The following is a 15,387-nucleotide window of genomic DNA, read 5'->3' as shown; positions in this document are numbered from 1 at the left end:
CGGCGTCGATCACCAGCAGGGGCTCGTCCTGCGGCGAGACGGTGAGGAAGCGGTTGAGGTCCGACAGGCTCTCGGGGGTCAGCACGGCGCGGGCGATGGCGGGGGGGCCGATGTCCACCAGCCAGAGGTCGAGATAGAGCGCGTCGGGATCGGCCTGCGCCTCGGCGTCGTCATCGGCCCAGATCGTGCCGGCGAAAGCGGCATCGGCCTCGGCATTGGTGACGCGCAGGTTGCGGGCGATACCCTGCGCCACAAGGGCGGGCCAGTCCAGCGCCTCGGTATAGGCGGGATCGGGGCGACCGGGGGGCGCGCGGTGCAGGCCCTTCATCTTTTCGCGGGCCACGGTAAGCGTGGCGGCCATGATGCTTTCATGGGCGATGCGGACCGAGGCCGTGGCCTTGGTGACGCCATCGAGATAGGTGATCTCGGACCCGGCGCCCGCGCCATAGGGCACGCCCACGGCCATGGGCGTTGTGATCGACAGGCCCCGATATTGTTCGAGGAATTTGCGCAAGGGCGCCTCGCCCAGACCGGAGACGAAGATCGGCTCGTTATGCCCGATCAGGCGGACATCGAGAAAGCGGCCCTCGAGATCGAGCAGGACCAGCATGTTGATCGGCGCACCGGAAAAGCCGGGCAGGGGGGCGAGGGGTTCGGTTTCAAAGACATAGCCCGCCTCGGCGCCGCCGGAATTCAGCAATTGCCAGACGCCCTGATCATTGACCGGCTCGCCAAGCGCATAGGGCGGCAGGATCAGCGGGGCGAGGGCCTCGCCGGTGAGGGGGGCGGCGTGGCTGGCCCCGGCTCCGAGCGCGAGGAGGAGGCAGAGCGTTCTGGCGAGAATGCGCAGCATGGCCTGCCCCTTTCAGGCCTGAGGGGCGAGGCGGCGATAGGTGAAAGCGGGGGCGGGGGCGGTGGCCTCGGCTGCGATGATGCGATCCACCATGGCGCGGGCGGGCGAGTGGCGGCAGACCGGATCGGCGGCGCGGGGGTCGGCGGCCAGCGCCATGGCCTGACAGCGGCAGCCGCCATGGTCGATCTCGCGCCGGGCGCAGGATTTGCACGGGTCTTGCATCCACCCGTGGCCGCGATAGGCGGTGAAGGCGGTGCCATGCTGCCAGATCTCGGCCAGCGGGCGGTCCTGCACAGAGTCGAAGGTGAGGCCGGGGATGGTGGCGGCGGCGTGGCAGGGCAGCACCTTGCCATCGGGCGCGATATTGAGGCCGGTGGAGCCCCAGCCGCCCATGCAGGCCTTTGGAAAATCGGCGTAATAATCGGGCGGCACGAAGTCGATGGCCATGCGGTGCGCGTAAGCCGGGCGGGCGGCGTCGACGATCCGTTTGGCGGCGATCACCTGATCGCGCGAGGGCAGCAGGGCGGCGCGATTGGGCAAGGCCCAGCCGTAGAATTGCACGCAGGCAACCTCGATCCGGCGGGCGCCAAGGTTGGCGGCGAAGGCGATTGTCGCCTCCAGATCGTCGATATTGTGGCGGTGCATCACGGCGTTGACGGTGAGCGGCAGGCCGATCTTGGTGACCTCGGCGGCGATGGTCATCTTACGGGCAAAGCCGCCGGCATAGCCGCCGATCCGGTCGGCCTTTTCGGCGGTGATGCCTTGCAGCGACAGTTGCACATGATCGAGCCCCGCATCGGCAAGCGCTTGCAGGCGGGCAGGGGTCAGGCCGATGCCGGAGGTGATGAGGTTCACATAAAGCCCGGCCTCGCGGGCGGATGTGACGAGGGCCTCCAGATCGCGGCGCGAGGCGGGTTCGCCCCCCGAAAGGTGCAGTTGCAAGACGCCCATGGCGGCGGCCTCGCGGAACACCCGCGCCCAGGTTTCGGTGTCCAGCTCGGCCTCGCGCGCCAAGAGGTCGAGCGGGTTGGAGCAATAGGGGCAGGCCAGCGGGCAGCGGTGGGTCAGCTCGGCCAGAAGGGCGATGGGGGGGCTAGTCATGAAGGTCAATCACCCGGTCGGCGGCGAGGCCGCGCAGGAATTCGGCGCAATCGCCCGCGACCTCGGCCAAGGGCGCGTCATAGCGGGCGGCGAGGCGGGCGACGATGGTGGAGAGGCGGGCGCTGCCATCCACCGCAGAGAGGATCGCGGCGCCGATCTCGTCGAGGATCAGCGCCTTTTCCGGGGCCAGCAGCACCATGGCGCCGCGCACGCTATCGTGGTGCAGGCGGGTGCCACGGGGCAGGCTGGGGATGGGGTCGGCGCTCATGCGGCGGGCCTTTGCAACTGGCCCTCGCCGGGTTGCCAGGCGCCGGGGGGGATGCGGCCCTCCACATAGCCGTTCCAGAGTGCGTCAAGCTGCGCCCATAGCACATCGGTCTTGAAGCGCAGCGCGGCCAGCGCGGCCTCCTGATCGGGGCGGGTGGTGGCATGGGTCAGCACCCAGTCGAGGGTGAAGCGCACATCCTTGGGCGCCTCGGTCAGGCGGTGGCGGAAATAGGCGATCGTGTCGGGATTGGCGAAGGCGTAATGCTCCAGCAGCCCTTCGATGCGGCGGGTATGGATGGCGGGGGCGAACATCTCGGTGAGGCTGGAGGCCATGGCGGCAATCAGCGGCTCATCGCGGACAAAGCGCACATAGGCCTCGACCGCAAAGCGGGTGGCGGGCATGACGCCCTGCCCGGAGGCGACGTAATCGGGGCACAGCCCCACGCCCTCGGCCAGTTTCAGCCAGCGGCGGAGGCCGCCGCCCTCGGTCACGCTGCCGTCGTGATCCTCGATGCGCGAGCGCCAGATGCGGCGCAGATCGGGGTCGCGGCAGCGCGACAGGAAGGCCGCGTCCTTCATCGGGATGGCGCTTTGATAGGCCCAGCGGTTGATGACCCAGGCCTGCACCTCGGCCATGGAGCAATGGCCGCCATGCAGGCGGTCATGGAACGGGTGCTTGTCGTGGTAGCGATCCACCCCGATCTGGCGCAGACGGGATTCGAACTCGGCGCGGGAGAGCGGGGCGGCGGTCATAAGGTGATCTCCAATCCGTCATGGGCCAGCGCCCAGCCAGCGGCCTGCACGGCGGCCCGGGCGGGGGTGTCGGGCAACAGCGCGGGGTTGGTGTTGTTGATATGGGTGAAGAAGCGGCGGTTGGTCAGGCCGCCCAGACGGGCGAGGCTGGTTTGCATCGACAGATGGCCCATGCGCGCGCCGGTCTTGGCGCCGGTGCCAGAGCGCGGCATCTCGTCATCCTGCCAGACCGTGCCGTCAAACAGCAGCAGGTCGGCGCGGGTCAGGCGGGCCAGCAGGGCCGGCGGCAGATCGGCGCAGCCGGGGATATATTCGGCCCGCGCCGCCGAGGTTTCCAGCGTGAGGCCGATGGTCTGTTCGCCAAGCATCTGAAGATCGGGCGTCTCGTCCTCGAGGTAAAGCGGCACCTTGCCCGGCACGGCATGGGCGGTGAGCGTGAGGCCGGGCAGCGGCGAGAAGGGCGCGTTCAGCCCGATTGCCACCTTTTGCACAAGGCTGGCATCCAGCACGGCAAAGACCGAATTGGCGGCCAGCACATCGAGCGTCGCCTGCGTGGCGTATAGCGTGAAGGGCGTTTTCTCGCGCAGGGTGAGCAGGCCCGCGATATGATCGACATCGCCATTGGTCAGCACCACCGCCTTGACCGGGCTGCCGCGCAACCCCTTGGGATGCAGCGCGGGCGTGGCGGCAAGTTGCTGGCGCAGATCGGGCGAGGCGTTGAGCAAGACCCAATCCTGCCCGTCGACCGAGGCCGCGACCGAGGATTGCGTCATCGGCGCGATCTGGCCTGCGCGTGCGGCCTGGCACTGGGGGCAGCCGCAGTTCCATTGGGGCAGCCCCCCTCCGGCGCCCGCCCCCAGCACGGTGATCCGCACATGCGCCCCCGGTCAGAGCCCGGTATCGGGGCGGCGGTCATCCTCGGACGGGCCATACATGTTGATTTCCATGCCGCAGGCAATCGCTTTGGCGACGGGTTTCTTCCAAGCCATATCTTTCCTCCCAGAAAACGGGGTCATCCCCATGACCGACGCTAGGGCCAAAGCGGCAGGGGGGAAATTCGACGTTGGTCTTATGGGGGTCTTGTGGGCGGAAGCAGGAGGGTGGCGGGCGGGTGGTGGTCGAATGGTCGTGGGGGCCATGCAATTTTTGCGCGAAAATTGGCTGAGTGATTTTCTCGGAATTGACAGGGGCGGGAGGGCGGATTAGGCAGGCGGCATTGCCAGCATCTGCCAGCCCTGACCCCAACCGCGAGCGGCCCGGCCGTTCGCCTGCACTGAGCAGGGTTTCGATGCGGCAGATTGCCCTTTTCCCGACTTCGGTCTGCGTTCCAACGGGTTATCGCCCGAAATGACGCTTCATCACAGGCCGGAAACGGCACATGAGATCGCCGACAGGGCCAGCCTGTCGGCCCTGATGATCTGTCTCGCGCGCGAGCTGGCGGCGATTCCGCCCGGCGCGGTGGTCTGGCGCTTTCCGGTGGCGCAGGGCTGGCTGGAGGCGCAGATGGCGCGGCCGCTGACCACCGGCCTGCCGCCGGTGGCGGCGCTGATCCATCAGACCGACCGGGGCGCGCAGGCGATCGGCGCGGGGCGGGCGCTGGCGCTGCTGCTGGATCAGCTGTGCGACGATCACCCGCTGACCGGGCCGGAGCTGGCGCATCGCATCCGGGCCAGCCGCAGCCGGATGGCGGCGCTGGTGGCGCAGCGCCTGGCCGGGGCCGAGGACGCGGTCGAGTTTCTGGCCGCCGAACAGGCGCTGATCTTCGGCCATTGGATGCATCCGGCGCCGAAATTCCTGGGCGGGATCTCGGGCGCGGAGGAGCGCGCGGTGACGCCGGATTGGCGCGGGGCACTGCGGCTGCACGGGCTGGCGGTGGCCGGGGATTTGCTGGAAACCGCGGGCCCCTTCGCGCTGCCGGGTTTTGCAGAGGACGTGTTGCCGGTGCATCCGCTGACCTGGGATCGCTTGCAGCGCCGGGCCGAGGTGCAGGCACTGCTGGCCTGCGGGGCGATTCGCGATCTGGGGCCAAGGGGGCCGGTCTGGCAGGCCACGTCATCCGTGCGCACGCTATGGGCGGCGGAAAGCCCCTGGATGGTGAAGGTCTCGCTGCCGGTGGTGATCACCAATTCCGAGCGGCTGAACAAGCGGCACGAGCTGTTGGCGGGTGCGGCGATGGCGGCGCATCTGGCCGGGCTGAAGGGGCGGTTTGGCGCGCTGCGCTTTGTCACCGATCCGGCCTGGGCCACGCTGCGGCTGCCCTCAATGGTCGATGGCCGGGCGGCGGAAAGCGGGTTCGAGATCATCCTGCGCGAGAACCCCTATCGCAGCCCGCGCGGCGGGGCGGTGGTGCAGGTGGCGGCGCTGGCGGCGCCGGGGGTGGGCGCCGCGCCCGGCATGTTGGCGCGGCTGCTGGCCGGGCAGGATGCCGCGCGCTGGTTTGCGGCCTATCTGGAGGTGGCGGTGGCGCCCTTGCTGCGGCTCTATGACGCCACCGGCATCGCCTTTGAGGCGCATCAGCAGAATGTGCTGCTGGCGCTGGAAAACGGCCTGCCGGTGCGGGCCGATCTGCGCGACAATCAGGGCTTCTATCTGGTCGAGGACATGGCGCCGCCCGCGCTGCGCGCCATCCCGCATCTGTGCTATGCCCGCGCCGAGGCCGAGGAGGCTCTGGCCTATACGCTTCTGGTCAATCAGGTTTTCGGGCTGGTTCACCGGCTGGATGTCGAGGGGCTGCTGCCCGAGGCGCAGGCGCTGGCGGCGCTGGCGCGGCTGCTGGCGGGCTTGGCCGAGACGCTGTCGGGGCAGGGCGGGCGGCTCTGCGCCGACTGGCTGCGCGCGCCGCATCTGCCCGCCAAGGGCAATCTGCTGACCCAGCTGGGTGGCGTGGACGAGCTGCATCTGCCGGGGGAAAGGCCCCCGGCGATCCGGCTGCCCAACCCTTTGCTGGCATATGGCAGCGCAACCCGGAGTCTGTGCGATGCGCTGTGAGCCTGCGGAGGCCCGCGTGCTGCGGCAATTGATCGAGGCTTTGGCCTTTGAAGGGCTGATTGCGCCCGCGCCCGGCGGCTGGGAGGTGGCGGGGCTGGCGATCCGCGCGCCCTATCGGACGGGCGGTTTTGGGCGCGTGCGGCTGCTGGGTGAGGCGCAGGGCGCCGACGGGCTGCCGCTGCGCCTGCCTGAGCTGCTGGCCGCGCTGGCGGCGGCGGGGTTTGACACCGCGCTGCTGGGCACGGCACTGGGCCGCACCGCGCATTTCCTGCGCGCGGCGGGGCCGGTGCGGCGCAACCGCCTGTTGCTGCGCGGCGCGGCGCTGGATGGCGCGCTGATCGAGGGGCACCCCTATCACCCCTGTTTCAAATCGCGCATCGGCTTTTCCGATGCCGATAACGCCGCCTTCGGGCCGGAGGCGGGGCAGGGGTTTCGCGCGCTGTGGCTGGCGGCGGACCCGGCGCTGGTGACGGCCACCGGCACGCCGCTGGCCGAGGGCAGTGGCATGCAGGCGCCGCCGGGCCGGGTGCTGATGCCGGTGCATCCCTGGCAATGGCGCCATCTGGCGCGCGACCCAGCGGTGGCGGCGTGGCTGGCCGAGGGGCGGCTGCGCCTGCTGGGCGAGGGCGGGCCGCTGATGCGCGCCACGCAATCGCTGCGCACGCTGGCGCCCATGGCCCCCGGTGGTGATCTGGGCAGCGATCAGGGCGGCGATCATCTGAAACTGTCGCTGGCCGTGGGGATCACCAGCTCGGTGCGCGATATTGCGCCCTGGTCGGTGGCGGTGGCGCCTGCGATCTCGGGCTGGCTGGGGCGGGTGGTGGCGGAAGACCCGGCCTTTGCGCGCTGGCCGCTGACCATCCTGCCCGAACATGGCGCCGCCATTCTGGGCCGCGACTGGCTGGGCGGACGCTTGGCCGCGCTGCGCCGCAGCCCGCCGCCCGAGGGCGCGGTGCCGGTGAATGCGCTCACGCTGGCGGACCCCGATGGCACGCCGCTGATCGCGCCCTGGCTGGCGCGGCATGGCGTGATGCGGTGGGTGTCGCGGCTGCTGGAGGTGCTGGTGCTGCCGGTCTGGCACCTGATGGGCGCCCATGGCATCGGGCTGGAGGCGCATGGCCAGAACCTGCTGATCACCCATGATGAGGGCTGGCCCACCGGCCTTGTCGCCCGCGATTTCCACGAAAGTCTGGAATATGTGCCGGGACTGCTGGCCCGCCCCGAGCTCCTGCCCGATCTGGCGGCGATTGATCCCGGCTTCGCCCATGCGGCGGATGGCACCTATCACCGGATGGGCGCGGCCAGCGATCTGCGCGATCTGGTGCTGGATTGTCTGGGCGTGCATGTGCTGGCCGATCTGGCGCATCTGCTGCACCGCCAGGGCTGGCTGCCCGAGGCGCAGTTCTGGGCTGCCTGCCGGGCGATTTTGCCCGAGGGGGCAAAGCCCGCGCTTGGCCTGCACGCGCCGCTGCTGCCTGCCGAGCGTCTGGCGGGCCGCGTGCTGGGCGCCCGCCCGGAAAGCCACCCTGTTCCCAACCCCCTTGCCGATAGGCCCCTGATGCCCGAATTTTTCATCGACAGCACCCGCGTTGACCCGCAAGCGCTTGATCTGCCTGATCTTCTGGGCGGGGCGGACCCCTCCCGCGCCCGCATTGCCCTGCATATCAGCGACAAGGCCGCCTGCCTTGCGCAGATCTTGCGGCTGCGCGGGGCGGGGGCCTCGGTCTATCCGATCCACCCGGAGACCCCGGCGGAACAGGCGCTGGATCTGGCGCGGCGCGCCGGTTGCACGCGGCTGGCGGGGGATCAGGGCGTGCTGGATTTGCAGGCGATGGCGCCGGATTGCCCCGGCGGCGTGCTGATCCAGATGAGTTCGGGCACCACCGGCGCGCCCAAGGTGATTGCGCGCTCATGGGCGGCGATCGAGACCGAGATTGCCGCCTATCTGCAAGCCTTCCCCGAAGGCGCGGAGCATAGCCCGGTGATCGCGGCGCCGATCACCCATTCTTACGGGCTGATTGCCGGGGCTTTGGTGGGCATGGCGCGGGGCAAGGCGCCGGTGATCCTGGATAGCGCCAACCCGTTGAAAATCTTGCGGCAATTGGCCGGGATCGAGGCGCCCTTGCTCTATGCCGCGCCCGCTTTGCTGCATGCGCTGGCGCGGCTCGCCGGGCCGGGCAAGCTGCCTGCGGCGGTGATGAGTTCGGGCACCGTGCTGCCGCAGCCGTGGTTCGACACGATCAAGGCGGCGGCGCGGGGGGTGTATCAGCAATATGGCTGCTCGGAGGCCGGGTGCCTGTCGCTGACCACCGCGCCGAATGCGCCGGAGGATATGGGCCTGCCGCTGCCGCATCTGCGGCTGCTGGCGGGCAGCAGCGCCCCGGCGCCGGTGCGGGTGGAGGGCGAAGGCGGCGCCCTTGATACCGGCGATCTGGGGGTGATCGACGGGCGCGGCCATCTGATCTTTGCGGGCCGCGCGGCGGAGGTGATCGACGTGGCCGGGATCAATGTCTATCCGGCGGAGATCGAGCGGGTGGCGCTGGCCTGCCCCGGCGTGAGCGATGCCGTGGCCTTTGCCCTGCCCGATGCGACGGCGCATCAGCGCCCCGGTCTGGCCTTTACCGGCACCGCCAGCGTGGCGGCGCTGGAGGTGCATCTGGCGGCAGGGCTGTCGCCGCGCCAACGCCCGTTGCGGCTGTTCGCGGTGGAGGCGATGCCGCGCGGCCCCGGTGGCAAGGTGTCGCGCCGCGAACTTGCCGCGCGTTTCGCGCCGGAGGGGGTGGCATGAACGCGCCGCAAACCCTGCCGAGTGCAGAGACCGCGCTGACCGCCATTCGCGCCGCGCTGGCGGGCCCGATGAACTGGCCGAAGATGGAACACTTCACCCCCGAGGCCCGGCTGGGCACCGATCTGGGGCTGGACAGCGTGGCGCTGCTGACGCTGGTGCTGGCGCTGGAGGAGGCAGGCATCAAGATGCCCGAGGCGGCCTTTGATCAGGCGCCGGGCCTGACGGTGCAGGCGCTGGCCGATCTGCTGGCGGGGATCGCGCCGGTGGCCGAGGAGCCGGTGGACATCAAGGTGCATTGCGTGGTGTCCTGCCTCTGTCAGGCGGTGAAGGATGCGGGCGGGATGGATCATCGCCCGCTGTATCTGGGCCTGTGGGACGGGCAGGTGGTGGTGGATGACCGCGCGCGGCTGTCCTATCACGCGGTGGGGATCGACCACGGGTTCTATCTGCATTGGGCCGAGCGGCTGTTTGGGCTGAAGGTCACGCGCTGGTATGACGACACGGCCAGCAAGGCGGAAAACCTCGCGCGGTTGCAGGGGCTGCTGGCGGCGTGGCGCCCCGGCGATTTCATCATGCCGATGGTGGATATGTTCCTGCTGCCGCAGCGCGACAACAAATTCACCCAAGACCCCTTCCCGCATTACGCGCTGGTGCAGCCGGGGCCTGACCCGGCGCATTGGCAGATGCGTGACCCGGATTACCGCTGGGAGGGCGCGTTGCCTGCCGCCGATCTGACCCGCGCCTTCCTGCGCGAGACGGTGGCGGGGGGCTTTGCCTTCTCCAGCCATGGGCTGCATCCGCCCGCGCCGGGCGTGATTGCGCAGATGTTCCGGGCGGTGTTTGACGCCGGGCGCTATCCGCTGATCGAGGCCTTGCGCGCCATTCTGGACGCCCACGAAACCCGCCTGCCGCGCGCCGATCTGGAACCGGCGCTGCGCGAGCTGCCGGTGATCGCCATTCGGAAATACGCCTATGAACATGGGCTTGCGATCTTTGGCGACATCGAGGGCGCGGATTGGGACGCCTTTGAGGAGGCCTGCGAGCGCATCGCGGCGCTGCATGGCGGGTTCGCGCTGGTGCAGCGCCGGGCGGTGGCTTTCGCGCGGGGCGGCGGGGCCGATGATCTGGCGCAGGCACGGGCCGAGCTGGACCGGCTGGAGGCGCTGGAGCGCGGGGTGAAGGCCACGCTGCACGATTGGTTTACCCGATGGGAGGCCCGGCAGGGCCAGTAAGGAAGGACAGATCATGAAGATCAACGCCTGTTCCGTAGCCTTTCGCCACATGAACATCACCGCCGGTTTTCTGGCAGACTATACCCGCGAGGCGGGATTTGACGGGTTGGAAATCTGGGCGCCCCATGCGCGCGCCATGGCCGCCGACTGGGCGCGGCTGCCATGGCGGCCAAGGGTGCCGATGCTGGCGGGCTATCTGCCCTTGGGCGAGGATGGCTTCCGGCTGGAGGAGGCGCGGGCGCTGTGCGCGCTGACGCAAAGCTGGGGCGCCGGGCGGCTGCGGCTGTTTGCGGGCACGGCGGGATCGGCGCTGGCCAGCCCCGCGCTGCGGGCGCGGATCATCGCCGATCTGCGCGCCTGTGCCGGGCTGGCGCAGGATCACGGCTTGCGCGTGGCGGTGGAAACTCATCCCGGCACGCTGGCCGATACGCCCGCCGCCACCCATGCTTTGCTGGCCGAGGCGGCGCATCCGGCGCTTGGGCTGAATTTCGACGTGCTGCATGTCTGGGAGGCCGGGGCCGACCCACTGGCGGCCTTTCAGGCGCTGGCGCCGCATGTGCTGCATTTCCATCTGAAATCGGTCACTTCGCGCGCCGGTCTGGCGGTGTTCAGCCCGGCCAATATCCATGATCCGCAGGGCAGCCGGGACGGCATCTGCCCGCTGTTCCGGGGCGCGCTGGATTATGCGGCGATCCTGAAGCGCCTGCCCGCCCTGGCGGAAGGATCGCTGGAATGGTTCGGCCCGGCGCCCGCGCAGGTGATGCAGGAGGATCTGGCGCAGATCCGCGCGATCAGCCATCTGTCGGCGCGGCGCTAGGAACTTGAGAGACCCGGCCCGCGCCGGTTTTGGGGTGCGGGCCGAAAGAATGGGGCCGAAAGAATGGGCTAGTGCCGGGGCGGCTTGCTGAGGTCCACCCGGGAGGCGAGGAAGGCCAGCGCCGGTTCTTCGTCTTCAAAAATCTCCTCGCCCTCCAGCATATAGGCGCGCAGCAGCAATTGCGTGGCGGCCTCGGCGTCGCGCGGGATCAGCAGCGCGCCCAGATTGACCAGAATGAACGGGTTCAGATGGCCATCGGGCGCGTGATAGGCGGCGTCAAAGGCCTCCAGCGCGCGGGTTTCCTCGCCGCCCATGCGCCAGGCGGTGCCGATCGAGGCCTGAAGCCAGACGGTTTGCTCCCATTGCGACTGCGGCGCAGGCAGCAGGTCCAGCGCGCGCTGCCAGACCGCGATGGCGCCTTGCCAGTCGCCCATGCCATCCAGCAGGGCATTGCCCTCTTCGGCCAGCAGGTCGATCCGGGTTTCGGTCTCTTCGGACAGCTCCATGGCTCAGCCTTTCTCGGCCAGATCAAGATAGGGGCGATAGGCGCCGGAAAAGAAGCCCGGCCCGCCCTGTTGCAACACGCGACGGAAGGCCGCCACCGCCTCGTCGCGCCGCCCGCATTTCAGCAGCGCCTCGCCCGCCACCATATTGGTGAAGGTGTGCAGGCGGTCGGGGTCGAAATAGGTTTGATACATGCGGTCCAGCCACAGATCGAGAACACCGCAGCCCTGACGCTCCACGATGGTTTCCACCACGCCACGCGCGATGGTCTGCGGATGAAAGTTCCATTCGGTCTTGGGATCGGGGATCAGCGACCATGCCTCTTCGGAATAGGCGAGGGACGCCGCCCCCTGACCCGCGCGCCGGGCTTCTCCGGCCTTTTTCATCAGGCCCTCCACCTCTGACACGAGGCTCGCGGGCATGTCAGGTTTGGTGTTGGTCATTGCGGCTCCTGCATCAGGGGATTGGATCAAGGTAAGTCGAGGTTGTGGCACCGCCGCGCGCGGAGTTGAGCGGGCCGTATTCAAACCGGTAATTGTTCGAATCCAGCATCCATTGTCGCACTTCGGGAGAGCGAGCGCCATATTGGCGGCCTGTGCTGTTCCACCAATCGACGGCATCGACAGGATGATGGCCCATGTGAACATTCGGCCGGTCGACCGGATACCAGTTGCCATCTTCCGCCTTGAAAACGTCTTCGCCAAGGTCGGGATCATATTTCAGGTCTCCTTCCCGGCGCATGCGCTCACGCACTTCGCGGCCGGTCTTGCTGCTTTTGCCGGGGGTCTTGCCCAGATATTGCAGGCGTTTGGGCACAGGGCGGGTGACGCGGCCGGTCTGTTCGGCGGTGGCCTCGGCCACCTCATCGACCGAGCGGCTGGCGGCCTCCAGCGCCTCGCGGCCGGTGGCGCGGGTGCCTGCGGCGATGCCGCCGCCGATGCTGAGCGCGCCGCTGGCCAGATCACCCGCATTCATCACCTGTTCCACGGTCTGCGGGCTGGCCCCCATGGCCGAGGCGATGCCGCCTGCGGCCTGCGAGGCAAGGTTGTGCTGAAACTCGCCGTGCCAGGCGGTTTGCAGGCCGGTCCAGGCATTGTCCCAGCCATTGACCCAAAGCGCGCCGCCGACCGCAATGGCGCCAAGGCCCGGTGCGGTGCCGACGCCGGTGGGGGTGGCCGCGCCGCCGACGCCGACCATCCCGGCCCCCAGCACGGCCTCTGCCGCGCCGCCGACCGCCTGCACCACCCCGACGCCGCGCGTCAGCACCCGGCCATGCGCCGCGTCGAAATCGGCCACGGCCTGCGCCGCCTCGCCGGCCATGTCCTTGGTGGATTGCCAGGCATCCTTGGCGCCGTCCCACATCTGGTCGAAAAAGCCCGGCTCCTCTTCGGGCGGGGCTTCGGCCGTGGCGGGGGTGACGGTGGCCTGACTGCCGGTAAGCTGCGCCACGCCCAGATTGTTGCGGTTGTTCATCCAGACCACGTCCTTGTCGCGGATGATGAACGAGCCTTCGGCGCGGACGGTGGAGGAATGGTTCAGCGGGTCGACCGGGCCGTTGATCGTGCCCGAGACCACGCCCAGGGCCACGCCCTGTTCGGCGCCGGTGGTCACCATCTCGCGCGAGCGCAGCACCATGACGCTTTGCCCGGTCGCCTTCACGCTGGGGGTGAAGTTTTGCGGGTTCACCGGGCGGGCGGTGGTGCTGTAGGGGATGGGCGGCGTGGCCGAGCCGCGCGGCGTGAGCGCGACATCGGGCGTGGTGGAGGTGAAGAGCGGCGCCGAGCCCTCGCGGATGATCTCGCGCGGGGTGGTGGTCCAGCGGGCCTTCGCCTCCTCCTCTTGTTGCAGCTTTGCCAGATGGGCATCCAGCTGCGGATCATTCACCAGCTGGCCGGTGACATCTTGCTGATTGGCATAGTATTTCGGCGGCAGGCCGACGATTTCGCCGCGCGGATCAAGGCCATGGCGGGCGAAAACCCCCAGATCATGCGCCGCCTGGTTGATCTTGGTGCCGGTCAGGCCCGATCCGTCGATGGTGATGACAAGCGGCTCATCCTGCATAGGCGGGCTCTGGCAGCGGCGCATGCAGGCTGTCGAAGCGCAGATCGCCCAGGTCGATCTGGCGGATGCCCGAAAGCCACAGGAAGCTGGTGCGCCAGGTCAGCCGCAGTTGCGGCGTGGCGCCCAGCAGGTCGAAATGCACGCCATCCAGCGCCAGCGGCTGCCGCAGGCTGGCGCCCGAGCGATAGCTGGCCACGGCGCCAAAGGCCCGGCCCGGCAGGCGCAGCCGCAGATGGCGGGCGGCCGGATGCAGGTTCAAAAGCTCGAAGGTTTCGTCGCCGCGCAGCCAGCTGGCGGTGCGCAGGGCAGGCGGCGCGCAATGGTAAAAGCGGATGTCGAAATCCTGCGGCAGGAACGGGTGGCGGGTTTGCTGCCAGGCGGCATCGTAGCGGCCCGCAAACCCGGCGCGCCAGGCCGAGACCGGCGCCACCGGGGCAAGACCGGCGGGCACGAGGCCGGTCTGCGCCGCATCGGTGATCGGGGTCTGGGCGGCCTCGATCTGCGGCGCGGGGCGCCCGGTCAGTGCCGCTTCGGCCCCGGCCCGGGCATAGCCCGCGCCCAAGGGGTTCTGCGCATCGACCTCGCCGGTGGGCTGGCCCCCGGCGTCGATCTCGGCACCGCCCCAGGCGTGACGCCAGCTGAGCGCGAGGTCGGTCACCGGCTGGGCGGGGCCGGGCCGCATGCGGCCATCCGGCGCCTGTTGCCACTGCCGCGGGCCATGCACGCGCAACAGCGCCTCCAGCCCGGCGCCGCGCAGACCACAAAGCCACGCGGCCTCGGGCGCGCCGGAGGGGCTGACGGCGCGGGCCAGCACGGTTACATCGGTGGCCGGTTTGCAGGGCAGGAAATCGGCCTGATGGCGCAATTCCTGCGGCGGGGTTTCCGGGGCACCGGTTTCGGGGCCGATCATCTCGTCGGCCAGACGGATTGCCGGTTGCACAGCCGCCGGATGGCAGGCGCCATCGCGGCCAATGTCGAACAGGGCCGACACGGTGACACAGCCGGTCAGCTCCATCTTCGGGTTATATTGCTGGAAGGCAAATCCCGGCAGGGCGATATGGGAGACGTATTGCATGGTCAGTTCAGGTCAATCGTTTCGCCATTGATCTGGACGGGGCCAGACATGGCGATGTTCAGATCCTTGCCGATCAGGCGGATGGTGCCATCCTTCTTCATGACCAGTTTGCTCAGGCCGACCTGGATCACCAGCTCCTCGCCGACATCGACAATCTTTTTCTGGCCGACATAGGTGGTCTGCACCATGCCGACCATGGTGTTGTGGAACAGCCCGACCTGCTGGGTCAGGGCCAGTCCGACGGTTTCGGATTTGGCCTTTTCGATGACCGAATTCACCATGCCCGAGATCGGCATGACCGAGCTGAGCAATTGCCCCACCGCCGCCCCGGCGGCCATCTGCCCGGCCCCCGCCATGGCGCGGAAGCCGCCCACGGCAGAGAAGGCGCCGCTGGCGCCCAGCGAGGCGGCCTCGCTGACGACACCGGCCTCGCTCATGCCCGCGACCATCTGCGACACGATGGGGTTGCCCACCAGACCGGCGCCCTCGGCGGCCTTGCTGCCGGCCTGCCCGATCAGCCCGGCCAGCGCGGCAAACAGCGCGCCGCCGCTGCTGGAGCCGACCGAGACATTCATCGAGCCGCCGATCTTTTCCTGCCGGTTGCCGCCAATATCGACCGAGTGATTGGCGCCGATGCTTTCGATCTCGTTCGCGTCGATCCGGGTGGAGCGCGTGTTGAGAACCTTCAGCGTCATGTCCTTTTGGGCATGGATCGAGATGTTCTCCTGCCCCTGCGCATCCTCGAAGGCCAGTTCGTTATAGCCATTGCCCTGATGGGTATCGCTGCGGAAGACCGATTTGGTCTTGTTGGCGGGCAGGTCATAGGGCGGCATATTGGCGGCGTTATACACGCACCCCGTGACCAGCGGTTGATCCGGGTCGCCGTCCAGAAACTCCACCACCACTTCCATGCCGATGCGCGGGATCACCATGCCGCCCCAGCCGTTG

14 protein-coding genes and 1 pseudogene are annotated in these 15,387 nt (G+C 69.1%); 4 read left to right on the top strand and 11 right to left on the bottom strand.

From position 1 onward, the window contains the following. The 6 genes and pseudogenes from JNN06_RS06510 to pqqA all read right to left on the bottom strand — a co-directional run. Positions 1-853: pseudogene (locus tag JNN06_RS06510) on the bottom strand (4Fe-4S binding protein); the annotation flags it as partial. Positions 854-865: 12 nt separating this feature from the next. After that, entirely contained in the window at positions 866-1,954 is a 1,089-nt protein-coding gene (gene pqqE / locus JNN06_RS06505) for a pyrroloquinoline quinone biosynthesis protein PqqE (protein WP_291238784.1), read from the bottom strand. Then, positions 1,947-2,222 (bottom strand): pyrroloquinoline quinone biosynthesis peptide chaperone PqqD, encoded by a 276-nt coding sequence (gene pqqD, locus JNN06_RS06500; protein ID WP_291238783.1) that lies wholly within the window; start codon positions 2,220-2,222, stop codon positions 1,947-1,949. The genes pqqE and pqqD overlap by 8 nt, the downstream gene beginning before the upstream one ends. Further along, positions 2,219-2,974 (bottom strand): pyrroloquinoline-quinone synthase PqqC, encoded by a 756-nt coding sequence (gene pqqC, locus JNN06_RS06495; protein ID WP_291238782.1) that lies wholly within the window; start codon positions 2,972-2,974, stop codon positions 2,219-2,221. The genes pqqD and pqqC overlap by 4 nt, the downstream gene beginning before the upstream one ends. Further along, entirely contained in the window at positions 2,971-3,849 is an 879-nt protein-coding gene (gene pqqB, locus JNN06_RS06490) for a pyrroloquinoline quinone biosynthesis protein PqqB (RefSeq protein ID WP_291238781.1), read from the bottom strand. Before pqqB ends, pqqC begins: the two co-directional genes overlap by 4 nt. Positions 3,850-3,861: 12 nt before the next feature. Next, positions 3,862-3,963 carry a pyrroloquinoline quinone precursor peptide PqqA gene (pqqA, locus tag JNN06_RS06485; RefSeq protein WP_291238780.1) on the bottom strand — a complete coding sequence of 34 codons (102 nt, stop codon included), beginning with the start codon at positions 3,961-3,963 and terminating at the stop codon, positions 3,862-3,864. A gap of 424 nt (positions 3,964-4,387) precedes the next feature. On the opposite strand from pqqA, the gene JNN06_RS06480 reads away from it, so the two are divergent. From JNN06_RS06480 to JNN06_RS06465, 4 genes are read left to right on the top strand one after another with little or no spacing between them, the layout of a single operon-like run. Beyond that, positions 4,388-5,962 (top strand): IucA/IucC family protein, encoded by a 1,575-nt coding sequence (locus JNN06_RS06480; protein WP_291238779.1) that lies wholly within the window; start codon positions 4,388-4,390, stop codon positions 5,960-5,962. After that, a complete protein-coding gene (locus tag JNN06_RS06475) occupies positions 5,952-8,750 on the top strand; it encodes an IucA/IucC family protein (RefSeq protein ID WP_291238778.1) in 2,799 nt (932 codons plus the stop codon). Before JNN06_RS06480 ends, JNN06_RS06475 begins: the two co-directional genes overlap by 11 nt. Next, positions 8,747-9,982, top strand: coding sequence for a DUF6005 family protein (locus JNN06_RS06470; RefSeq protein ID WP_291238777.1), 1,236 nt, complete (start codon positions 8,747-8,749; stop codon positions 9,980-9,982). The genes JNN06_RS06475 and JNN06_RS06470 overlap by 4 nt, the downstream gene beginning before the upstream one ends. Before the next feature lie 13 nt (positions 9,983-9,995). Beyond that, the gene (locus JNN06_RS06465; protein WP_291238776.1) at positions 9,996-10,799 is read left to right on the top strand and encodes a sugar phosphate isomerase/epimerase family protein; all 804 of its coding nucleotides are present in this window, start codon (positions 9,996-9,998) and stop codon (positions 10,797-10,799) included. A gap of 68 nt (positions 10,800-10,867) precedes the next feature. Here the strand turns inward: JNN06_RS06465 and JNN06_RS06460 are convergent, their stop codons facing one another. From JNN06_RS06460 to JNN06_RS06440, 5 genes are all read right to left on the bottom strand, one after another. Further along, entirely contained in the window at positions 10,868-11,305 is a 438-nt protein-coding gene (locus JNN06_RS06460; RefSeq protein ID WP_291238775.1) for a hypothetical protein, read from the bottom strand. A gap of 3 nt (positions 11,306-11,308) precedes the next feature. After that, positions 11,309-11,746 carry a hypothetical protein gene (locus JNN06_RS06455; RefSeq protein ID WP_291238774.1) on the bottom strand — a complete coding sequence of 146 codons (438 nt, stop codon included), beginning with the start codon at positions 11,744-11,746 and terminating at the stop codon, positions 11,309-11,311. A 13-nt stretch (positions 11,747-11,759) separates the two neighbouring features. Then, on the bottom strand, positions 11,760-13,364 hold the full coding sequence (locus JNN06_RS06450; protein WP_291238773.1) for a PAAR-like domain-containing protein: 1,605 nt from the start codon (positions 13,362-13,364) through the stop codon (positions 11,760-11,762). Then, on the bottom strand, positions 13,354-14,439 hold the full coding sequence (locus JNN06_RS06445; RefSeq protein WP_291238772.1) for a DUF2169 domain-containing protein: 1,086 nt from the start codon (positions 14,437-14,439) through the stop codon (positions 13,354-13,356). The genes JNN06_RS06450 and JNN06_RS06445 overlap by 11 nt, the downstream gene beginning before the upstream one ends. Before the next feature lie 2 nt (positions 14,440-14,441). Continuing rightward, positions 14,442-15,387: phage baseplate assembly protein V (locus JNN06_RS06440; RefSeq protein ID WP_291238771.1), on the bottom strand; the 946-nt coding region annotated here is incomplete at its 5' end.

It is taken from the genome of Gemmobacter sp., assembly GCF_016792925.1.
Taxonomy (GTDB): Bacteria; Pseudomonadota; Alphaproteobacteria; order Rhodobacterales; family Rhodobacteraceae; genus Gemmobacter.
The sequence above is the reverse complement of the archived record's forward strand: the minus strand, read 5'-3'. Positions and strand labels throughout refer to the sequence as shown.